Below are 15954 nucleotides of genomic sequence, written 5' to 3' on the forward strand. Positions count from 1 at the left end.
GGCGGAGCAAAATACCGTGCTGATCGAAGCCAGCAATATGCACGAGCGATCGTCACCGAGCACAACGAGCACAACCGAGCAACGCCACCTGCGTTTCGACGACGGCCGCCATGGCAGTAGCAACGACCGACCTTCGACGGAAGGCGCAGACGACGAGCAGCACCCGGAACACGCCTCGCAATCCAGAGTGCTAGTGGTAGACGACAGCCCGGAAATGCTTGGCTACCTGCGCGAACTCTTGCACAACGACTACATCGTCGCCACCGCAGCTGATGGAGAGCAGGCTTGGGCACTCCTGCAGCGTCGACCAATCGATGTCGTCGTCTCGGATGTGATGATGCCGGAGCTCGACGGCTTTGGCCTGACAGCCAGAATCAAAGCCAGCGCCGGTTTTGCCCATTTACCCGTGATCCTGTTGACCGCCCGCGGCGGCAGCGAGGCCTGCGTCTCCGGGCTGGAGAGTGGCGCCGATGACTATATCGCCAAACCCTTCTCGCCGCTGGAACTCAAGGCTCGCGTACGCGCGGCGCTACGCATGAGCCAGGTGCAAACCGAACTGCATGCAAAATCCCGTCAGGCGGGCATGGCCGAAATCGCCACTACTGTGCTGCACAACGTCGGCAACGTCCTCAACAGTGTGAACATATCGGCAGAACTGGTCAGCAGCCAGATGCGCACCTCCAAAGCCCAGGGGCTGGGCAAGGTGGCTCAGCTGATGAACGAACACGTCAATGACCTGAGCGATTTTCTCACCAGAGACCACAAAGGAAAGATGCTGCCCGACTACCTGCTCAAGCTGGCGGAGGTGGTGACGGCAGAGCAACAGGGCATCATCGAAGAACTCGGGCGACTCACCAAGGGCGTTGACCACATCAAAACCATTGTCGATGCCCAGCAGTCCTATGCCGTTGCCGTCAGTGTCGTCGAGACAGTGCCGGTCCCAGAGTTAATCGATGACGCCTTGCGCATGAGTGCCGGATCACTGGCGCGCCAGGAGGTGACGGTGGTCAAGGAAATTGCCGACTTGCCCCTGCTGTCGCTGGACCGGCACCGGGTGCTGCTGATTCTGGTGAACCTGATCAGCAATGCCAAGCAGGCGTTGGACGGCGTGATCGATCGCAGCCCGTGCATCACGTTCGTCGCCTCCCTTGCTGACGGGCCAGTATTGCGTATCACGGTGGCCGACAACGGCAATGGGATTGCGCCAGAGTACCTGACGCTTATCTTTTCGCATGGCTTCACTACTCGCAAAGACGGTCACGGTTTTGGCCTGCACAGCTGCGCGCTAGCCGCGATGGAAATGGGTGGCAGCTTGACCGTGCACAGCGACGGGGACGGACAGGGCGCAACCTTCACCCTCGATATCCCCCTTGATGCTCCGCCAGAATCAGCGATGAACACCGAACCGGCGCATCCTACTGGTCGACGATATGCCCGCGATTTATGAGGATCTCCGCAAAATCCTCGCATCTCTGGTGCTCGAGCATCCCGGTTTCAACGACGCCGAGGCGGCGCTATGCCTTTGTCGTTTCTGCCTCGCAATGTTCGACAGGCTCTCTCTCCTTAATGCGGCGTCGACTGGACCATCCTGCGTGCCAACTCATCTGGTCGCTACCAGAGGCGACGATCAGGTGAGGCAGCTACTTCTCCGTCCATTTCCCGCCACCAGTTTCGCAATCGATCTTGGCCTGCGGCAGGTTCTCGACGCTGTAGTAATACGTGATGACCTGGGCATCGTCGGGAATGTTCAGCGGTTTGCTGTTCTTGTCCTTGCTGATGGACTGAGGGTTGGCCAGCGCCTCCGCAGTCAATGTGCCCAGGCAGGTAGCCCGATAGCGATCGCCGCACTGTGCGACTTTTTTCTTGGTGCTGGTCAGCATTTCCTTGCTCTCGTTGCTGCAGGACCAGTCAATAGAGTCCACGGGCATGCCTTCGTATTCATAGCAGGAGTGTGTTTCGATCACGGGAACTGAAGGGCTTTGGGATCGGGTTTTGACGTCGCACCCTTGGGCCATCACCCACGTGGGGCACAGGCTGACGATCAGAAGCAGAAGAAGTCTGTTCATCGATATTTCCTCTCCTAAAGCGCCCCGTGTGGGGACAAAGGAGTCAGCTACACGAATGGCTGGCCGGTGAAACCGCGCGGCAGTCTTTGCAACCCAGGCATTTCGATCAGCCGCTGGGTCCAGGCTGCGCGCCAGTCAGTGGCTGTGTGAGCGACTTTGGCCTTGCGTGCGGCGCGACGGGCAGCGTTGCGTTCGGCTTTGCGTGCTTCTTTGAACGCATCGGTGTTGCGGCAGCTTCTGCATTTCACGCGAGTCAGTATGGTGCTTGAAGTCAGCTTGCTGCCTTTGTGCCCGCAAGCAAGGTGCCCGCCGACTTTGAAGTGAGTGACCATGAGACATCTCCTTCGTGATGTGTAATCGTTCGACAGACGGGCGAGGGCGTTCGTTCGCTATATAGCAGGCAAAAAAAAGGCCCGCATGCGGGCGGGCCAGGGGATTTCTTGAAAGGAGTCTGTGTACTGTAGGGGGGCAGTTGTGAAGGCGGTGTGAAATGTGGAAAGAGCACAAACAAAAAAAGCCCGGCAAACTTGGCCGGGTTGGTATGTGGCGCAGACAGGTATAAGCCTGATGACGATGATGTCACCGTTCAGGCATCCTGACTCGGGCTCTGTCCCTGGTTTGAGTACCTTGGTCGACTCATCTGAAACGAGGCAGCGGCGGCTCGACAGGTTTGAGTGAAGAGAGCGCGCTGCGAATCTGCGGCGTGTCTTTCTCGATGTCGTTCAGACGATCGCGAATCCTGAGGGCTGTCGGATGCCCCCCTTGATTATCAACCCAATCGGCGATTTCCTTACACGCAGCGGCAAGGCGCGCCTGACGGGAGTCAAGCAGGGTGAGCAGGGTGGTGATGGACTCTTTCTCGGACATGACATACACCTCCGTTCAAAGAAATCGGGTAAAGGGCAACAAAAAGCCCGCGAGGAGCGAGCTTTCTGCCGGTGGGTCGCTGATCCTTCAGCTCCTTTGAGTATAGACCCGCAAGTAAAACAGGTCAGCTTCAGGCTTGCCGGGACTTGGGCGAGCTGACCGCGTTAAGTCGCCGACATTCGCGCGCGGCGTCCTCTTCAAGATCGAAGCCGTCACCGATGAAGCCGCGAGTACGGGTATCGGTGATGCGATACCAGACGGCAGCGTCGGGTGGCGGGTGATCGGGTTCTCCGGCCCGGCGGCCATGAATGATGATCTTGTTGCAGCGTTTCACAACGAAAATGTCTTCCATGGCGTCACCGAAGCTATTCGTATTCAGATCAAGCATAGAAGCCCTTTGCAATCACGCAAAAAAAGGGCAGGTCAGTTCGTCGGTTTAATCCGCCTTGAAATGGCTCATGGTGTTTCGGCCGTCTCGATAAGCTTCTCTAGAAGCACAGCCAGCGCGACTTCTTCTGCCCTCAACCTTTTACGTCCCCTCGATCGCGGCAGTTCGGATAATGCGCCCTGCATGAAACCATCGACGACCGCCGGATGGATGTAGCACTTGCGGCAAACCGCCGGGGTATTGCCCAACTGCCGGGCGACGTTCTTGACCATTTCCACCACATGCCGCTTCGCGTCGGCTTCCGATTCCCACTGCAACTCGCGCAGCACCGCCAACGCCAGTGCACTGCCAGCCCAGGTGCGGTAGTCCTTGGCGGTGAAATCGGCGCCGGTCAGCGTCTGCAAGTAGGCGTTGACGTCGGAGGAACTGATGGTGTGCCGCTCGCCGTTTTCGTCCAGATACTGAAAGAGGTTTTGCCCGGGGATTTCCAGGCAACGTTTGATAATCCGCGCCAGGCGCCGGTCTTTGATGGTGATCTGGTGCTCGATGCCGCTCTTGCCGCGAAACTGGAACAGGATCGCGCTGCCGTTGACCTCGACATGACGGCTGCGCAGAGTCGTCAGACCATAAGAGCGATTATCTCGGGCGTACTGAGTGTTGCCGACCCGGATCAGCGTCGCATCGAGCAAGGTAATCACCGTGGCCATGACCTTGTCGCGGCTGAAGCCGGGCGCGGCCAACAGAGTTTCAAGCTGTTTGCGCAGTTTCGGCAGGGCCAGGCCGAAGTCCCGCAAGCGCGAGTATTTGTCGGCATCGCGCACTTCCCGCCAGCGCGGGTGATAACGGTATTGCTTGCGGCCGCGAGCGTCGCGGCCGGTGGCTTGCAGATGACCACGCGGGTCGGGGCAAATCCATACATCGGTGTAGGCGGGTGGCACCGCGAGCGCATTGATGCGTTTGATTTCATCCGGATCGGTAATGCGCTGCCCCGCCGGGTCGAAGTAGCAAAACTTGCCGCGCAGGAGCTTGCGGGTGATGCCGGGCTGGCTGTCATCGACGTAATGCAGGTCGGGCGGCAGAACATCGGGCAACGCGGTATCTGGCATGGCGGGCAATCCTGGGCGACGAATCATGGGGTGTTAAGCCATTGACCGCGCACTGTTGCCGGGGTGCCTAGAGAATGCCTGGAGAGTGCCGACAGATTTTATGCCAGCACCGCCACTGCTTTGATTTGCGCCCAGAGTTGCTGTCCGGGATGCACGCCCAGTTGATCCCGGGAGTAGCGGGTGATCCGCGCCAACAACGGTGTGCCGGCCGCGTTCAGGCGAATCAGCACGTGAGCGGCGTTATCGGCGCCGATTTCACTGATCACCGTGACCGGCAGGCGATTGAGGATGCTGCTTTGCTCGACGCCTTGCAAACTCAGGCTGATATCCCGCGCCTGGACCTTGCAGCGCAGTGCCTGGCCTTCAGCCATCGGCGAATGGGCGACCCGAATGCTCAGCTCCGTGTTGGGCAGTTGCAAGGTCAACAATTGGTAGTCGGCGTCATAGGCGCTGACGTGCCCTTCGATCACCACGCCGGCGTCGTCGCCCAGCGCTAGCGGCAGATCGAGCCGGGCCAGGGTTTCGCCGATGGCGCCGCTGGCCAGCGCCTTACCGTTGCTGAGCAACACGAGGTGGTCAGCGAGCCGCGCGACTTCATCCTGGGAATGGCTGACGTACAACACAGGGATGTCCAGCTCATCGTGCAGCCGTTGCAGATACGGCAGGATTTCGTTTTTACGCTGGGTATCGAGTGCCGCCAGCGGTTCGTCCATCAGCAATAGTTTCGGGCTGGTGAGCAGGGCGCGAGCGATGCCGATCCGCTGGCGCTCGCCGCCAGAAAGGTTTTGCGGATTACGGCCCAGCAAATGACCAATCCCCAGTAACTCAGTGGCATGGGCCATGTCGACCCGGCGCTGTTGGCGGGGAATACGTCTGAGGCCGAACTCCAGATTGGCCCGCACCGATAAATGCGGGAACAGGCTGGCTTCCTGGAAGACATAACCCAAGGCGCGTTTATGCGGAGGGACAAAAATCCCCTTGTCGCTGTCTTGCCAGATTTCATCGTTGACCTGAATAAAACCCTGCCCGGCCTGCTCCAGACCGGCGATGCAGCGCAGGCAGGTGGTTTTGCCCGAACCGGAATGGCCGTAAAGCGCCGTCACTCCGCGGCCGGGCAGTTGCAGGTCCACATCCAGAGAGAATCCCGAATAATTCAGTTTCAAGCGCGTATGAATCATCGATCAGCTCCAGACCGCTTTGGTTTTACGGCTGGAGTAGAGCGCCAGCAATACCGCAAAAGAGAACACCAGCATCGCCCCGGCCAGCCAATGCGCCTGGGCGTATTCCATGGCTTCGACGTGATCGTAGATCTGCACCGAGACCACGCGGGTCTTGTCAGGAATGTTGCCGCCGATCATCAATACAACGCCGAACTCGCCGACGGTATGGGCGAAACCGAGAATGGCCGCGGTGATGAAACCGGGGCGGGCCAGCGGCACAATCACGCTGAAAAACGTGTCCCAGGGATTGGCGCGCAAGGTTGCAGCCACTTCCAGTGGGCGGGTGCCGATGGCGGAAAAAGCATTTTGCAGCGGTTGGACCACGAACGGCATCGAGTACAGCACCGAGCCGATCACCAACCCCGCAAAACTGAAGGTCAAGGTGCCGAGGCCCAGCGATTGAGTGAAGTGGCCGAGCCACCCGTTAGGGCCGAGCGCCAGCAACAAGTAAAAGCCGATCACCGTGGGCGGCAGCACCAGGGGCAGGGCGACGATCGCCCCGATCGGGCCACGCAGCCAGGAACGGGTGCGCGATAGCCATAACGCAATCGGAGTGCCGATGACCAACAGGATCACGGTCGTCAGGGACGCCAGTTTGAGAGTCAGCCAGATGGCGGAATAATCGGCACTCGATAGCGTCATTTAGAGTTGGTAACCGTAGGATTTGATGACAGCGGCGGCTTTCGGACCTTTGAGGTAGTCAACCAGCGCCTTGGCGGCCGGGTTGTCCTTGCCCTTATTGAGGATCACCGCGTCCTGTTTGATCGGATCATGCAGATCGGCCGGAACAATCCAGGCCGAACCGCTGGTGACTTTGCCGTCTTTGTAGATCTGCGACAAGGCCACAAAACCGAGTTCGGCATTACCGGTGGAGACGAATTGGTAGGCCTGGGTGATGTTCTGGCCTTCGACGATCTTGTCTTTGACTTTATCGGTCAGGCCCTGCTTGGCCAGCACCTGAGTGGCGGCCAGGCCATACGGGGCGGCTTTCGGATTGGCGATGGACAGATGCTGATACTGATTGTCGCTCAGCACCTTGCCCTTGGCATCGACGTAACCGTCCTTGGCCGACCACAGCGCCAGGGTGCCGACGGCGTAGGTGAAGCGCGAGCCTTTGACCGTGTCGCCTTCGGTTTCGAGTTTTTTCGGGGTGGTGTCGTCTGCCGAGAGGAATACTTCGAACGGCGCGCCGTTCTTGATTTGGGTATAGAACTGGCCGGTTGCACCAAAGGAGGTGACCAGTTTGTGCCCGGTGTCCTTCTCGAAATCGGCCGCGATGGCCTGGATTGGCGCGGTGAAATTGGCAGCAACAGCGACCTGGACTTCATCCGCCTGGGCGGAGCCGAAAACGAACACGGTGAACAGGCACGCGGGGGCAATACGTGAGGCACGAATGATCATGAAACGGCTCCGTGGTAGGCGAGATGAAACGCTATATAGCGGAATATATAGCGAATTGCCTGTAAACGGAACTTGTCGGATGCAGAGTGCAAGGAGGATGGACCTAGTGCCGGTCACTATAGGTGCGGAACCTGTGGGAGCGAGCCTGCTCGCGATGACGGCGGCACAGCCAACATTGATGTCGCCTGACACACCGCCTTCGCGAGCAGGCTCGCTCCCACATGGATTGCGCTGATGCGCTTAACTGGAGTCGGGGCAAGCCCCCTCGCCACAAGGTTTAGCGGTGGGTTAGCTTGGCCAACGCCTCATCCGCCAAACGCCGGGTCAGCTCTGCCGAAGTCATTTCAACGCCCAACGTAAACGCCTGCCCGGCCCAAAGACTGCTGAAATCCGCCTCTGCTTTCGCTCGCAATGGCATCAACGCACCGCCCGCCAACGGGAACGCCGGCGCTTTGGCGCTCATTGGCCCCAGCTCACGCATCACTCGATTGAGAATCCCGCGTGCCGGGCGCCCGGTGAAAATGTTGGTGACCGCGGTCTCGCTTTCCTTGGCCGTGCGCAACGCCTTCTGGTGAGACGCGCTGACTTTGGCCTCCGGTGTGAACAAATAAGCCGTACCCACCTGGACCGCGGAAGCGCCCAGCAGAAACGCCGCCGCGACACCCCGCGCATCTCCAATCCCGCCCGCCGCAATTACCGGCACGCTCACCGCATCGACAATTTGTGGCACCAGGGCGAAGGTCCCCACCTGACTGCTCAGGTCATCACTGAGGAACATTCCCCGGTGGCCGCCAGCCTCGTAACCCATGGCGATGATCGCGTCGCAACCATGCTGTTCCAGCCAGACGGCTTCTTCGACCGTAGTCGCCGAGGAAAGAATTTTCGCCCCGGTGGCTTTTACCCGATCCAGCAGGGACTTTTCCGGCAGGCCGAAGTGAAAACTCACCACTTCGGGACGAAATTCTTCGATCACTTCGCAGGCCGCATTATCGAACGGCGCGCGATTGGACACCGGCGTCGGTGCGTCGAAATCGACCCCCAATTCCCGATAGTACGGTTCCAGCAGGTTCTTCCAGTCCTTGGCGCGCTGCTCATCGGGCGGTGGAGGTTGATGGCAGAAGAAATTGACGTTGAACGGGCGCTGGGTGTGTTGGCGAATCGTTTTAAGCTCCTCACGCAACTGCTCGATGCTCAGCATCGCGGCGGGCATCGAGCCCAGGCCGCCAGCGTTGCTCGCCGCAATCACCATGGCCGACGTCGTCGCGCCGGCCATGGGGCCCTGGATGATCGGCAATTCGATCCCGAGCAGGTCAAGAATGCGGGTGTCTGGCCATTGGCTCATGTGCAGTGTCCTCCGACGTCGGTAGAAGCGAATTTGTATCAGTAATGACTGACACAAGGCCAGTCGAGTTTGAGGATTGGCTTAAAGTCGGCTACGGCGATGTGTTTTCATGTGTTATTTCAACAGCACGACAACTGAGCGATTCCATCGGGAGGCAGTGATGTTCAAAGGCATTTTGATCGACAAGGACGACAGCGGTTACCGGGCCACGCTGCAAGAGATCAGTGATGATCAATTGCCTGAAGGCGATGTGACGGTGCGTGTGGCGTACAGCACGCTGAATTTCAAGGATGGCCTGGCGATCACCGGCAGCAGCCCGGTGGTGCGCAAATTTCCGATGGTGCCGGGGATCGATCTGGCGGGCACTGTCGAAGTCAGCGGTCATCCGGACTACAAGGTCGGTGATCAAGTCCTGCTCAATGGCTGGGGGGCGGGCGAAGGACATTGGGGCGGACTGGCCCAGAAAGCTCGCTTGAATGGCGACTGGCTGATCCCGTTGCCCAAAGCATTCACCGCCGCGCAAGCGATGGCCATCGGCACGGCCGGTTACACGGCGATGCTGAGCATCCTGGCGCTGGAGCACAACGGTGTGAACCCCGAGCAGGGCGAAGTGCTGGTGACGGGCGCCAACGGTGGCGTAGGCAGTTTCGCCATCGCGCTGCTGAGCAAACTCGGCTATCGCGTGGTGGCATCCACGGGCCGCACCGCCGAGCACGACTACCTCAAGCAATTGGGCGCCAGCGAAATCATCGATCGCGCCACGTTGTCCGAACCGGGCAAACCGTTGGCCAAGGAGCGTTGGGCGGCGGTGATCGACTCGGTCGGTAGCCACACGCTGGCCAACGCTTGCGCAAGTACTCGGGCCAACGGCACCGTCGCCGCCTGCGGCCTGGCCCAAGGCATGGATTTCCCGGCCTCCGTCGCGCCGTTCATTTTGCGCGGTGTGACCCTTGCCGGTATCAACAGCGTGACCCAGCCCAAAGCCAAGCGGATACTGGCCTGGAATCGCTTGGCCAAGGATCTGGACTTCGCCTTGCTGCCTCTGATCAGTCACGAAATCGGCTTGAGCGAAGCCATCGACGCCGCGCCGCGCCTGCTCGCCGGCCAGTTGCGCGGTCGGGTGGTGGTCGACGTCAATCGTTGATCGTCTTGGCGCCAATTAAACAGACAAACTGTAGAAACAAGGAAATAGCGACAATGGATGTAAAGCTGCGTGAAGTGCTGCCCTTTAGCGTCTCGGGTTTGCAGGTGCGAACCCTCAATGCCGCAGAGCAGCAGGCAGATACCGCGCGTATCGGCCCTATGTGGGAACAATTTTTCGTTGAGGACGTTTTCGACAAAATCGCCCACAAACAGCCGGATTCGTTTATGTACGGCGTTTATTCCAACTACGAGTCCGATGCTTCGGGCCACTTCGATGTAACCGCGGGTGCAGCGATCACCGCGCCCTCCGAGGATTTTGCGCAGATTCAGGTTGAGGGCGGCGATTACCTGGTGTTCAGCGCCAAAGGACCGATGCCCGACAGCGTCATCCAGACGTGGGGCCTGATCTGGGCTTACTTCGAGGATAACCCGCAGGTGCGCCGCAAGTTCGCCACGGACTTCGAGGTCTACACTGGCCCGGAGTCCGTGGCGGTCTACATCGGCATTCAGGATTCCGCTGCGTTTTCGCGTTCCAGCAACTGACGCTTGCGCTCCACGCCCCAGCGATAGCCCGACAGATTGCCGTCGCTGCGCACCACACGATGGCAAGGGATCGCCACCGCGAGGTTATTCGCGCCACAGGCCTGGGCCACGGCGCGCATGGCTTTCGGTGCGCCGATGCGCTGGGCGATATCGGCATAACTGGCGGTGCTGCCGACGGGAATCTCTCGCAGGGCTTGCCACACCCGCTCCTGAAACGCCGTGCCGCGTACATCCAGCGGCAAGTCCAGGCCGAGGGCCGGGGCTTCGATAAAACCCACCACTTTGGCGATCAACTGTTCGAACTCATGATCGGCGCCAATCAGGTTGGCGCGCCGAAACTTGTCCTGCAGATCACAGACCAATTGATGCGGGTCGTCCCCCAGCAGAATTGCACAGACGCCGCGCTCACTTTGCGCCACCAGAATCGCCCCGAGTGAACACTGGCCGACGGCAAAACGAATGTCGTTATTCTGCCCGGCGGCGCGGTAGTCGCCGGGCTTCATGCCCAGCAGTTGATCCGCCGCCTCATAGAAACGGCTGTTGGAGTTGAAGCCGGCGTCATACACCGCGTCGGTGACCGTGCTGCCGTCCGCCAGGCGTTCGCGAACCTTGCGCGAGCGGTGGGCCGTCGCGTAGCCCTTGGGCGTCAGGCCGGTGACGGCTTTGAATACGCGATGGAAATGGAAGCTGCTCAGGCCGGCCGCGTCCGCCAGTTCATTCAGCGCCGGCAAGGTCTCGGCGGATTCGATGTGACGGCACGCAGCGGCTACGGTTGTGGCGTGTTGTGCGGCGACGTCGCTTTGATCTTTAGCGGCCCGTTTGCTGGGACGATACCCTGCCGCCTGAGCTTGCTCGGCGGTGTCGAAAAACTCGACATTCTGCGGCTTCGGCAAGCGCGCCAGACTGCTGGGGCGGCAGTAGATGCCGGTGGTTTTCACCGCATACACAAACTGCCCGTCGGCGCGAGGATCGCGAGCGACCACGGCGGCCCAGCGAGGATCGTTTTCGGTGGCGATATTTTTCGAATGAGTTGTCATGGCTTCATGTCCGTTGACCCGTTTCATGCAGATTAACCAACCGGCAGGGACGCCACACTCCGGGTCTTGCGGTCGAATTCAACGGTTTCATCCTGCGGTACGAAAGGTGAAGTTGATCCGCTGTTCGCCCAACTGAGGGTGATAACCCTCCTTGATCGGCAATACGCCGTGATAACGCAAACGGTCCACGCCGCCCCAGACCACGATGTCGCCATGCAGCAGCGGCACCCGCTGGCTTTTGGCGCTGCGTTCGAAGCCACCGAACAGAAAGGTCGCCGGCAACCCCAAGGACACCGAAACAATGGGCGCCGCGTAGGAACCTTCGTTTTTGTCCTGATGCAACGACATCCGGGCACCAGGAACATAGCGGTTGATCAGGCAGGAATCCGGCACGAAATCCATAAACCCTGCCTCTCGCGCCGCCGCTTGCGCCAGTTCGAAAAACACCTCGGGCATTTCAGGCCAGGGCAGGCCGGTCTGCGGATCGTTGTGGGTGTACTTGTAGCCGCTGCGGTCGGTGGTCCAGCCCCAGGTTCCGCAACTGCTCAGCGCCACTGACATGGTAAAACCGCCGGGGGTGACCATCTGCCGAAAGGGCGCGGCTGCCAGAACCGCCTCCAGCGCCGGCAGCAACCGCTCGAGCCACGGCAGGGCGAAGCCTCTAAGCACGTAGGATTGTTCGCCGATCTGCTCGCGCCTGGGTTGTTGCTCGGGTTCGGCGTCGGCAAACAAATCGAGGGTGATCGGGCTCATGGGGTCATAGCGCATCGTGAAAGATGATTCCAAGGGTATGCCGTTTTCCACTGTGCAGGCGACTCACCCCGTGACGCATGGTCACTCGGTAATAGCCGCGAACACCTTTTACCGGGCGCTGATTCACGGCAAAAATTAACGCGTCGCCTTTCTTCAGGCCGATGACTTGCGGGCGCGACTGCATCCGTGGGCGTTGTTCGGTCAGCACAAATTCACCGCCGGTGAAGTCTTCCCCCGGTTCTGACAGAAGAATCGCCACTTGCAGCGGAAAGACGTGTTCGCCGTACAGATCCTGATGCAAACAGTTGTAGTCCTGCGGGCCGTATTGCAGCAACAAAGGTGTCGGGCGTTCCTGACCGGCGGCATGACAGCGTTGCAGAAACGCTTCGTGCGATTCGGGGAAACGGGTCGGCAGGTCCATGGATTCGTGCCAGCGATTGGCGATCGGAACCAGTCGAGGGTAGAGCGCGCTACGCAAACGGGCCACCGGATCCGGCAGCGGGTACTTGAAGTATTTGTATTCGCCACGGCCAAAACCGTGGCGAGCCATCACCACTTTCGAGCGAAAGGGCTCGGGCCGGTCGTACAAGGCGCTTATTTCATCGCAGGTCTCAGGGCTTAAAAACGACTTGATGACTGCGCAGCCATCCTGATCGAGTTGCTGCGCAAGCACGCCCCAGTCGAGGGCGTCGTTGTGAATCGGGTCGGTAAACAAGGGTTCTGACTCCTTGACCAAAAGGTCGAGGCGGCCAGTTTAGTGAGCGTTGCGGGAGTGGACACTCCGGCGCTTGCGGTCGAATTCGAAAGGGGAGCAGACGTCCTTGTTGTCGCTCCAGATCGCTTTACAGCGCTTTGCTCACGCTGATCTCGCTGATGACATCATCAGTCTGGCCATGAATGACGTCCAGGGCTGCCTTGGCTTCTTCTTCGGTGCCGTTTTCCAGCTGGGCGAATTCGAAGCGGCGTTCGCCGTTGAGTTTGTATTTGATGACGTACTTGGTCGTCTGAGCCACGGTCATACCTGCCTGTTTTGGTGTGGGCTCAGCTCAGCTTCGAGCTGGAGCGGCGGATGATTTTGATCGAGTGCGTCAGGGTCGGTTTGCGGGTCACGCTGATCGGACGGCGGGTGACCATGTCGATGGTGATGTTCCAGAAACCGGTGCTCGGCGCAGTGATGCGAGCCGGGAAGGTGTCGAATGCGCCGCCGTGGTAAGTATGACGGCCGCCATTCTTGAAGCTGCGGAAGTTGGCGTCGTTCATCAAGCGGATGTTGCACATTTGGGAGCACTGGATGACGACGATGTCGTCTTCGTTGAGGTGCTCGCGCTGGTGGATAAATTTCATGAGGCGCCTCCAGAAGGGCTTTTTCTACAAAATCAAAACGATAGCATGGGCGATTGGCGCAGTTTATCAGCCCGAACAGGTTATTATCCGGCTGTCGGGGTCCGCTTTGACAATTAAAAACAGTTATCCGGGATTCTATGAGCGATAAAAGCAGTGAGGCTCGGAGAAAAACAGCATCTACGCTGTCGGAAGGTCTTTATCGGAGGTTTTGTATGAAGTGGGGTGTTCTGGTCGTGCCGTTGGCATTGGCAGTGGGTGGATGTGCGACTGTCTCGGACATCAATGAAACACTGCCCACCATGAGCGTGATTTCAGGCAAGAAACCCCATGAGTACGCGCAATGCCTGGTCGAAAAACTGGCCGAAAGCCGTGGAGCCCTGCAAGTCGAGCCGCACAAGGAAGGCGTGCGGGTTATCGTGCCGCAGAAGTTCTCCTCAGGCCCCGCAGCGGTGTTTGACATCGAAGATCGCTCCGGCGGCAGCAGCATCAAGCTGCACGAACGCATCTCCAATGTGCCTTTGCGCCCATGGGATGTGCGCAATGCCGCCACCGCGTGCATATCCGGCTGATAAACTACCCCCAGTCAACACCGATGCCGTCAAAGTCGCGCTTTGACGGCATTGTTATTTCTGGAGTCGAGCATGAAGCGAGAGCAGGTGCGGGAGCGCCATGCAGAGGGTCATATCTCTGCCACCCACGTGATTCAGAACCCGGCGAATCCGGGGGAGTGGATCGTGTTTTTCAAGAAAAGCGCCGGGCGCAGTTTTTTCCTGGTGGATGACAACGATGAAGTCGAGTCCTTCAGTCGCCTCGACGATTTGATCGAAACCGTGCGCGGGCTCGGGATCAAATTCGCCGAAATTCACATGTAGGTCCTACTTGCAGACCACCACCACGCTGCGGTTTTTGTAGTTGCCGACGTCGACGCCCAGGGTCTTGTCGCTTTCCTTGGTCGAAGATGTGCCGTCGGTACCGACAATCCGATAGCCGGTGCCGGCGCACGAGGCGTCAGCCTTTTCATAGCAGCTGGCCCAGGCGTTGGCTTCCCCGGAGCAGTCGATGCTCAGGCCTTGCTCGCCATTTTTCAGGTAAGTCGTTTCGGACGTGGCGCAGCCGCTCAAGGCCAGGACTGTAATCAGTGGCAAAAATTTATTCATGGCGTGGTGGTCGTCAGTGATGGTGGCTAAACGCTGTGACAGCGGCGGCATCGAAAGGTTATAGCGAATGGCCACTTCGTTGCGGTCAATCACAAAAAAGCCCTGCGCGAGGCAGGGCTGCGTCATATCTGGTTCAGCTCAAGGTTTGTCCTTGCCGCGCCGCTTGGGGGCTGCGGGTTGATCTTGCAACACCGATGCCACTTCAATCGCCAATGCTTCCGTAGGGAACGGCCCGGCAATATTCTCGCCGCCGACGCTGTCTACCCACCACTGGCCGTCTTTCGCCTGATTGATCAGGTACCCGTTAACGCTTTTTGCTGCCGACATCTATCTGCCTCGTTGGCTGGTTCAATCGCGCAATGATAGCGCCAAATGCCCTCAACCGGTGCCGATGGTGTAGGGTGGGGCGGATTGTCTTTCGGATGATGGTCGTGCAGATCCGCCGATCTCTGCTATCCATAAGAGGTTGTGCAATGTATCTGCGGAACTATCCATCAGAATATTTCTCTATGATGGCATCGGTTAGCCAGTGCGGGGCATTGTAAGGTGCTCGCCGCCTGATTAGACTGCGCCGAAACTCGAACACACAGCCCTTTCAAGGACTTATATGATCAAGAAATGCTTGTTCCCAGCAGCCGGTTACGGTACTCGCTTCCTGCCAGCGACTAAAGCCATGCCCAAAGAAATGCTGCCGGTGGTAAACAAGCCACTGATCCAGTACGGCGTCGAAGAAGCACTGGACGCCGGGTTGACCGAAATCTCCATCGTCACCGGTCGCGGCAAACGCGCTCTGGAAGACCACTTTGACATCAGCTACGAGCTGGAAAACCAGATCAAGGGCACCGACAAAGAGAAATACCTGGTCGGCATCCGTAAACTGCTCGACGAGTGCTCGTTCTCCTACACTCGCCAGACCGAAATGAAAGGCCTGGGCCACGCGATTCTGACTGGCCGTCCGCTGATCGGCGACGAACCGTTCGCCGTGGTACTGGCGGATGACTTGTGCGTCAACCTGGAAGGCGACGGCGTACTGACCCAGATGGTCAAGCTGTACAAGCAGTTCCGCTGCTCGATCGTTGCCATTCAGGAAGTCGATCCGCAAGAAACTCACAAGTACGGCGTGATTGCCGGTGAAATGATCCGCGACGACATCTACCGCGTTCACAGCATGGTTGAAAAACCAAAGCCTGAAGATGCACCGTCGAACCTGGCGATCATCGGCCGTTACATCCTGACCCCGGACATCTTCGACCTGATCGAACAAACCGAGCCAGGCAAGGGCGGCGAAATCCAGATCACCGACGCCCTGATGAAGCAGGCACAAAACGGCTGCGTCATGGCCTACAAGTTCAAAGGCAAGCGTTTCGACTGCGGTGGCGCCGAAGGTTACATCGACGCGACCAACTTCTGCTTCGAGAACTTCTACAAGACTGGCAAGGCTTACTGATAGCGCCTGAGCTGCTTGTACTGAAAAGCCACCTTCAGACTGTGTGACAACACACTGGTGAAGGCCCAAGCAAACGCCCCGACTTGTTCGTAATGCTGTTCACTTAAGCATTTGAGTCTCAGCAGGGCTTACTCGAAAAT

The 15954-nt window shown here is 58.9% G+C and carries 21 protein-coding genes and 2 pseudogenes; 7 read left to right on the forward strand and 16 right to left on the reverse strand.

Annotation, left to right across the window (positions count from 1 at the left end):
• Nucleotides 1-199: 199 nt before the first annotated feature.
• A pseudogene (locus tag BK662_RS35825) lies at nucleotides 200-535 on the forward strand (response regulator transcription factor); the annotation flags it as partial.
• 519 nt (nucleotides 536-1054) lie between these two features.
• Nucleotides 1055-1447, forward strand: a pseudogene (locus BK662_RS35830) (ATP-binding protein); the annotation flags it as partial.
• 193 nt (nucleotides 1448-1640) lie between these two features.
• On the opposite strand, the gene BK662_RS13695 reads toward BK662_RS35830, so the two are convergent.
• From BK662_RS13695 to BK662_RS13735, 9 genes are all read right to left on the reverse strand, one after another.
• Nucleotides 1641-2066 (reverse strand): hypothetical protein, encoded by a 426-nt coding sequence (locus BK662_RS13695; RefSeq protein WP_185047127.1) that lies wholly within the window; start codon nucleotides 2064-2066, stop codon nucleotides 1641-1643.
• Nucleotides 2067-2113: 47 nt separating this feature from the next.
• Complete coding sequence (locus BK662_RS13700) at nucleotides 2114-2398, reverse strand: hypothetical protein (RefSeq protein WP_123358501.1); 285 nt, start codon at nucleotides 2396-2398, stop codon at nucleotides 2114-2116.
• 304 nt (nucleotides 2399-2702) lie between these two features.
• Entirely contained in the window at nucleotides 2703-2933 is a 231-nt protein-coding gene (locus tag BK662_RS13705) for a hypothetical protein (protein WP_008012835.1), read from the reverse strand.
• A gap of 130 nt (nucleotides 2934-3063) precedes the next feature.
• Entirely contained in the window at nucleotides 3064-3321 is a 258-nt protein-coding gene (locus BK662_RS13710; RefSeq protein ID WP_007900018.1) for a hypothetical protein, read from the reverse strand.
• 68 nt (nucleotides 3322-3389) lie between these two features.
• The gene (locus BK662_RS13715; RefSeq protein ID WP_123358502.1) at nucleotides 3390-4427 is read right to left on the reverse strand and encodes a DNA topoisomerase IB; all 1038 of its coding nucleotides are present in this window, start codon (nucleotides 4425-4427) and stop codon (nucleotides 3390-3392) included.
• A 98-nt stretch (nucleotides 4428-4525) separates the two neighbouring features.
• Nucleotides 4526-5605, reverse strand: coding sequence for a molybdenum ABC transporter ATP-binding protein (gene modC, locus BK662_RS13720; protein ID WP_123358503.1), 1080 nt, complete (start codon nucleotides 5603-5605; stop codon nucleotides 4526-4528).
• Between the two features lie 3 nt (nucleotides 5606-5608).
• Nucleotides 5609-6289, reverse strand: coding sequence for a molybdate ABC transporter permease subunit (gene modB, locus BK662_RS13725; RefSeq protein WP_123358504.1), 681 nt, complete (start codon nucleotides 6287-6289; stop codon nucleotides 5609-5611).
• Nucleotides 6290-7048, reverse strand: coding sequence for a molybdate ABC transporter substrate-binding protein (gene modA, locus BK662_RS13730; protein WP_123358505.1), 759 nt, complete (start codon nucleotides 7046-7048; stop codon nucleotides 6290-6292). It abuts the gene before it with no gap.
• Nucleotides 7049-7325: 277 nt separating this feature from the next.
• The gene (locus BK662_RS13735; protein ID WP_123358506.1) at nucleotides 7326-8390 is read right to left on the reverse strand and encodes an NAD(P)H-dependent flavin oxidoreductase; all 1065 of its coding nucleotides are present in this window, start codon (nucleotides 8388-8390) and stop codon (nucleotides 7326-7328) included.
• A 160-nt stretch (nucleotides 8391-8550) separates the two neighbouring features.
• On the opposite strand from BK662_RS13735, the gene acuI reads away from it, so the two are divergent.
• Both acuI and BK662_RS13745 read left to right on the forward strand, forming a co-directional pair.
• Nucleotides 8551-9534: an acrylyl-CoA reductase (NADPH) gene (acuI, locus tag BK662_RS13740; protein WP_123358507.1), complete on the forward strand. Its 984-nt coding sequence runs from the start codon at nucleotides 8551-8553 to the stop codon at nucleotides 9532-9534.
• A 53-nt stretch (nucleotides 9535-9587) separates the two neighbouring features.
• The gene (locus BK662_RS13745) at nucleotides 9588-10076 is read left to right on the forward strand and encodes a GyrI-like domain-containing protein (protein WP_123358508.1); all 489 of its coding nucleotides are present in this window, start codon (nucleotides 9588-9590) and stop codon (nucleotides 10074-10076) included.
• Here BK662_RS13745 and ada read toward each other — a convergent pair.
• The 5 genes from ada to BK662_RS13765 all read right to left on the reverse strand — a co-directional run bounded on the left by ada (nucleotide 10040) and on the right by BK662_RS13765 (nucleotide 13210).
• Entirely contained in the window at nucleotides 10040-11113 is a 1074-nt protein-coding gene (gene ada / locus BK662_RS13750) for a bifunctional DNA-binding transcriptional regulator/O6-methylguanine-DNA methyltransferase Ada (protein ID WP_123358519.1), read from the reverse strand. The two genes, BK662_RS13745 and ada, sit on opposite strands and share 37 nt — an antisense overlap.
• An 87-nt stretch (nucleotides 11114-11200) precedes the next feature.
• Entirely contained in the window at nucleotides 11201-11881 is a 681-nt protein-coding gene (gene alkB / locus BK662_RS13755) for a DNA oxidative demethylase AlkB (RefSeq protein WP_123358509.1), read from the reverse strand.
• Nucleotides 11871-12581: a 2OG-Fe(II) oxygenase gene (locus BK662_RS13760; protein ID WP_123358510.1), complete on the reverse strand. Its 711-nt coding sequence runs from the start codon at nucleotides 12579-12581 to the stop codon at nucleotides 11871-11873. The genes alkB and BK662_RS13760 overlap by 11 nt, the downstream gene beginning before the upstream one ends.
• A 127-nt stretch (nucleotides 12582-12708) precedes the next feature.
• A complete protein-coding gene (locus BK662_RS34795) occupies nucleotides 12709-12879 on the reverse strand; it encodes a hypothetical protein (RefSeq protein ID WP_185047129.1) in 171 nt (56 codons plus the stop codon).
• 28 nt (nucleotides 12880-12907) lie between these two features.
• Nucleotides 12908-13210, reverse strand: a complete 303-nt coding sequence (locus tag BK662_RS13765; protein ID WP_123358511.1) for a DUF1883 domain-containing protein — start codon at nucleotides 13208-13210, stop codon at nucleotides 12908-12910.
• 212 nt (nucleotides 13211-13422) lie between these two features.
• On the opposite strand from BK662_RS13765, the gene BK662_RS13770 reads away from it, so the two are divergent.
• Nucleotides 13423-13779, forward strand: coding sequence for a hypothetical protein (locus tag BK662_RS13770; RefSeq protein ID WP_123358512.1), 357 nt, complete (start codon nucleotides 13423-13425; stop codon nucleotides 13777-13779).
• A 72-nt stretch (nucleotides 13780-13851) separates the two neighbouring features.
• On the forward strand, nucleotides 13852-14082 hold the full coding sequence (locus BK662_RS13775) for a hypothetical protein (RefSeq protein WP_007935641.1): 231 nt from the start codon (nucleotides 13852-13854) through the stop codon (nucleotides 14080-14082).
• Nucleotides 14083-14085: 3 nt separating this feature from the next.
• Here BK662_RS13775 and BK662_RS13780 read toward each other — a convergent pair whose 3' ends face one another.
• Nucleotides 14086-14367 carry a hypothetical protein gene (locus BK662_RS13780; protein ID WP_123358520.1) on the reverse strand — a complete coding sequence of 94 codons (282 nt, stop codon included), beginning with the start codon at nucleotides 14365-14367 and terminating at the stop codon, nucleotides 14086-14088.
• Between the two features lie 138 nt (nucleotides 14368-14505).
• A complete protein-coding gene (locus BK662_RS13785; protein WP_008012859.1) occupies nucleotides 14506-14694 on the reverse strand; it encodes a hypothetical protein in 189 nt (62 codons plus the stop codon).
• Nucleotides 14695-14974: 280 nt separating this feature from the next.
• Between BK662_RS13785 and galU the strand changes: the two genes are divergently transcribed.
• On the forward strand, nucleotides 14975-15814 hold the full coding sequence (galU, locus tag BK662_RS13790; protein ID WP_007900040.1) for a UTP--glucose-1-phosphate uridylyltransferase GalU: 840 nt from the start codon (nucleotides 14975-14977) through the stop codon (nucleotides 15812-15814).
• Nucleotides 15815-15954: the final 140 nt, after the last annotated feature.

The organism is Pseudomonas frederiksbergensis, from assembly GCF_003732275.1.
GTDB lineage: Bacteria > Pseudomonadota > Gammaproteobacteria > Pseudomonadales > Pseudomonadaceae > Aquipseudomonas > Aquipseudomonas frederiksbergensis_H.

Excerpts from the sequence above, each read along its gene's own strand:
- BK662_RS13695 (WP_185047127.1), bottom strand. The coding sequence starts at position 2,066 with ATGAACAGACTTCTTCTGCTTCTGATCGTCAGCCTGTGCCCCACGTGG.
- BK662_RS13700 (WP_123358501.1), bottom strand. The coding sequence starts at position 2,398 with ATGGTCACTCACTTCAAAGTCGGCGGGCACCTTGCTTGCGGGCACAAA.
- BK662_RS13705 (WP_008012835.1), bottom strand. The coding sequence starts at position 2,933 with ATGTCCGAGAAAGAGTCCATCACCACCCTGCTCACCCTGCTTGACTCC.
- BK662_RS13710 (WP_007900018.1), bottom strand. The coding sequence starts at position 3,321 with ATGCTTGATCTGAATACGAATAGCTTCGGTGACGCCATGGAAGACATT.
- BK662_RS13715 (WP_123358502.1), bottom strand. The coding sequence starts at position 4,427 with ATGCCAGATACCGCGTTGCCCGATGTTCTGCCGCCCGACCTGCATTAC.
- modC (WP_123358503.1), bottom strand. The coding sequence starts at position 5,605 with ATGATTCATACGCGCTTGAAACTGAATTATTCGGGATTCTCTCTGGAT.
- modB (WP_123358504.1), bottom strand. The coding sequence starts at position 6,289 with ATGACGCTATCGAGTGCCGATTATTCCGCCATCTGGCTGACTCTCAAA.
- modA (WP_123358505.1), bottom strand. The coding sequence starts at position 7,048 with ATGATCATTCGTGCCTCACGTATTGCCCCCGCGTGCCTGTTCACCGTG.
- BK662_RS13735 (WP_123358506.1), bottom strand. The coding sequence starts at position 8,390 with ATGAGCCAATGGCCAGACACCCGCATTCTTGACCTGCTCGGGATCGAA.
- acuI (WP_123358507.1), top strand. The coding sequence starts at position 8,551 with ATGTTCAAAGGCATTTTGATCGACAAGGACGACAGCGGTTACCGGGCC.
- BK662_RS13745 (WP_123358508.1), top strand. The coding sequence starts at position 9,588 with ATGGATGTAAAGCTGCGTGAAGTGCTGCCCTTTAGCGTCTCGGGTTTG.
- ada (WP_123358519.1), bottom strand. The coding sequence starts at position 11,113 with ATGACAACTCATTCGAAAAATATCGCCACCGAAAACGATCCTCGCTGG.
- alkB (WP_123358509.1), bottom strand. The coding sequence starts at position 11,881 with ATGCGCTATGACCCCATGAGCCCGATCACCCTCGATTTGTTTGCCGAC.
- BK662_RS13765 (WP_123358511.1), bottom strand. The coding sequence starts at position 13,210 with ATGAAATTTATCCACCAGCGCGAGCACCTCAACGAAGACGACATCGTC.
- BK662_RS13770 (WP_123358512.1), top strand. The coding sequence starts at position 13,423 with ATGAAGTGGGGTGTTCTGGTCGTGCCGTTGGCATTGGCAGTGGGTGGA.
- BK662_RS13775 (WP_007935641.1), top strand. The coding sequence starts at position 13,852 with ATGAAGCGAGAGCAGGTGCGGGAGCGCCATGCAGAGGGTCATATCTCT.
- BK662_RS13780 (WP_123358520.1), bottom strand. The coding sequence starts at position 14,367 with ATGAATAAATTTTTGCCACTGATTACAGTCCTGGCCTTGAGCGGCTGC.
- BK662_RS13785 (WP_008012859.1), bottom strand. The coding sequence starts at position 14,694 with ATGTCGGCAGCAAAAAGCGTTAACGGGTACCTGATCAATCAGGCGAAA.
- galU (WP_007900040.1), top strand. The coding sequence starts at position 14,975 with ATGATCAAGAAATGCTTGTTCCCAGCAGCCGGTTACGGTACTCGCTTC.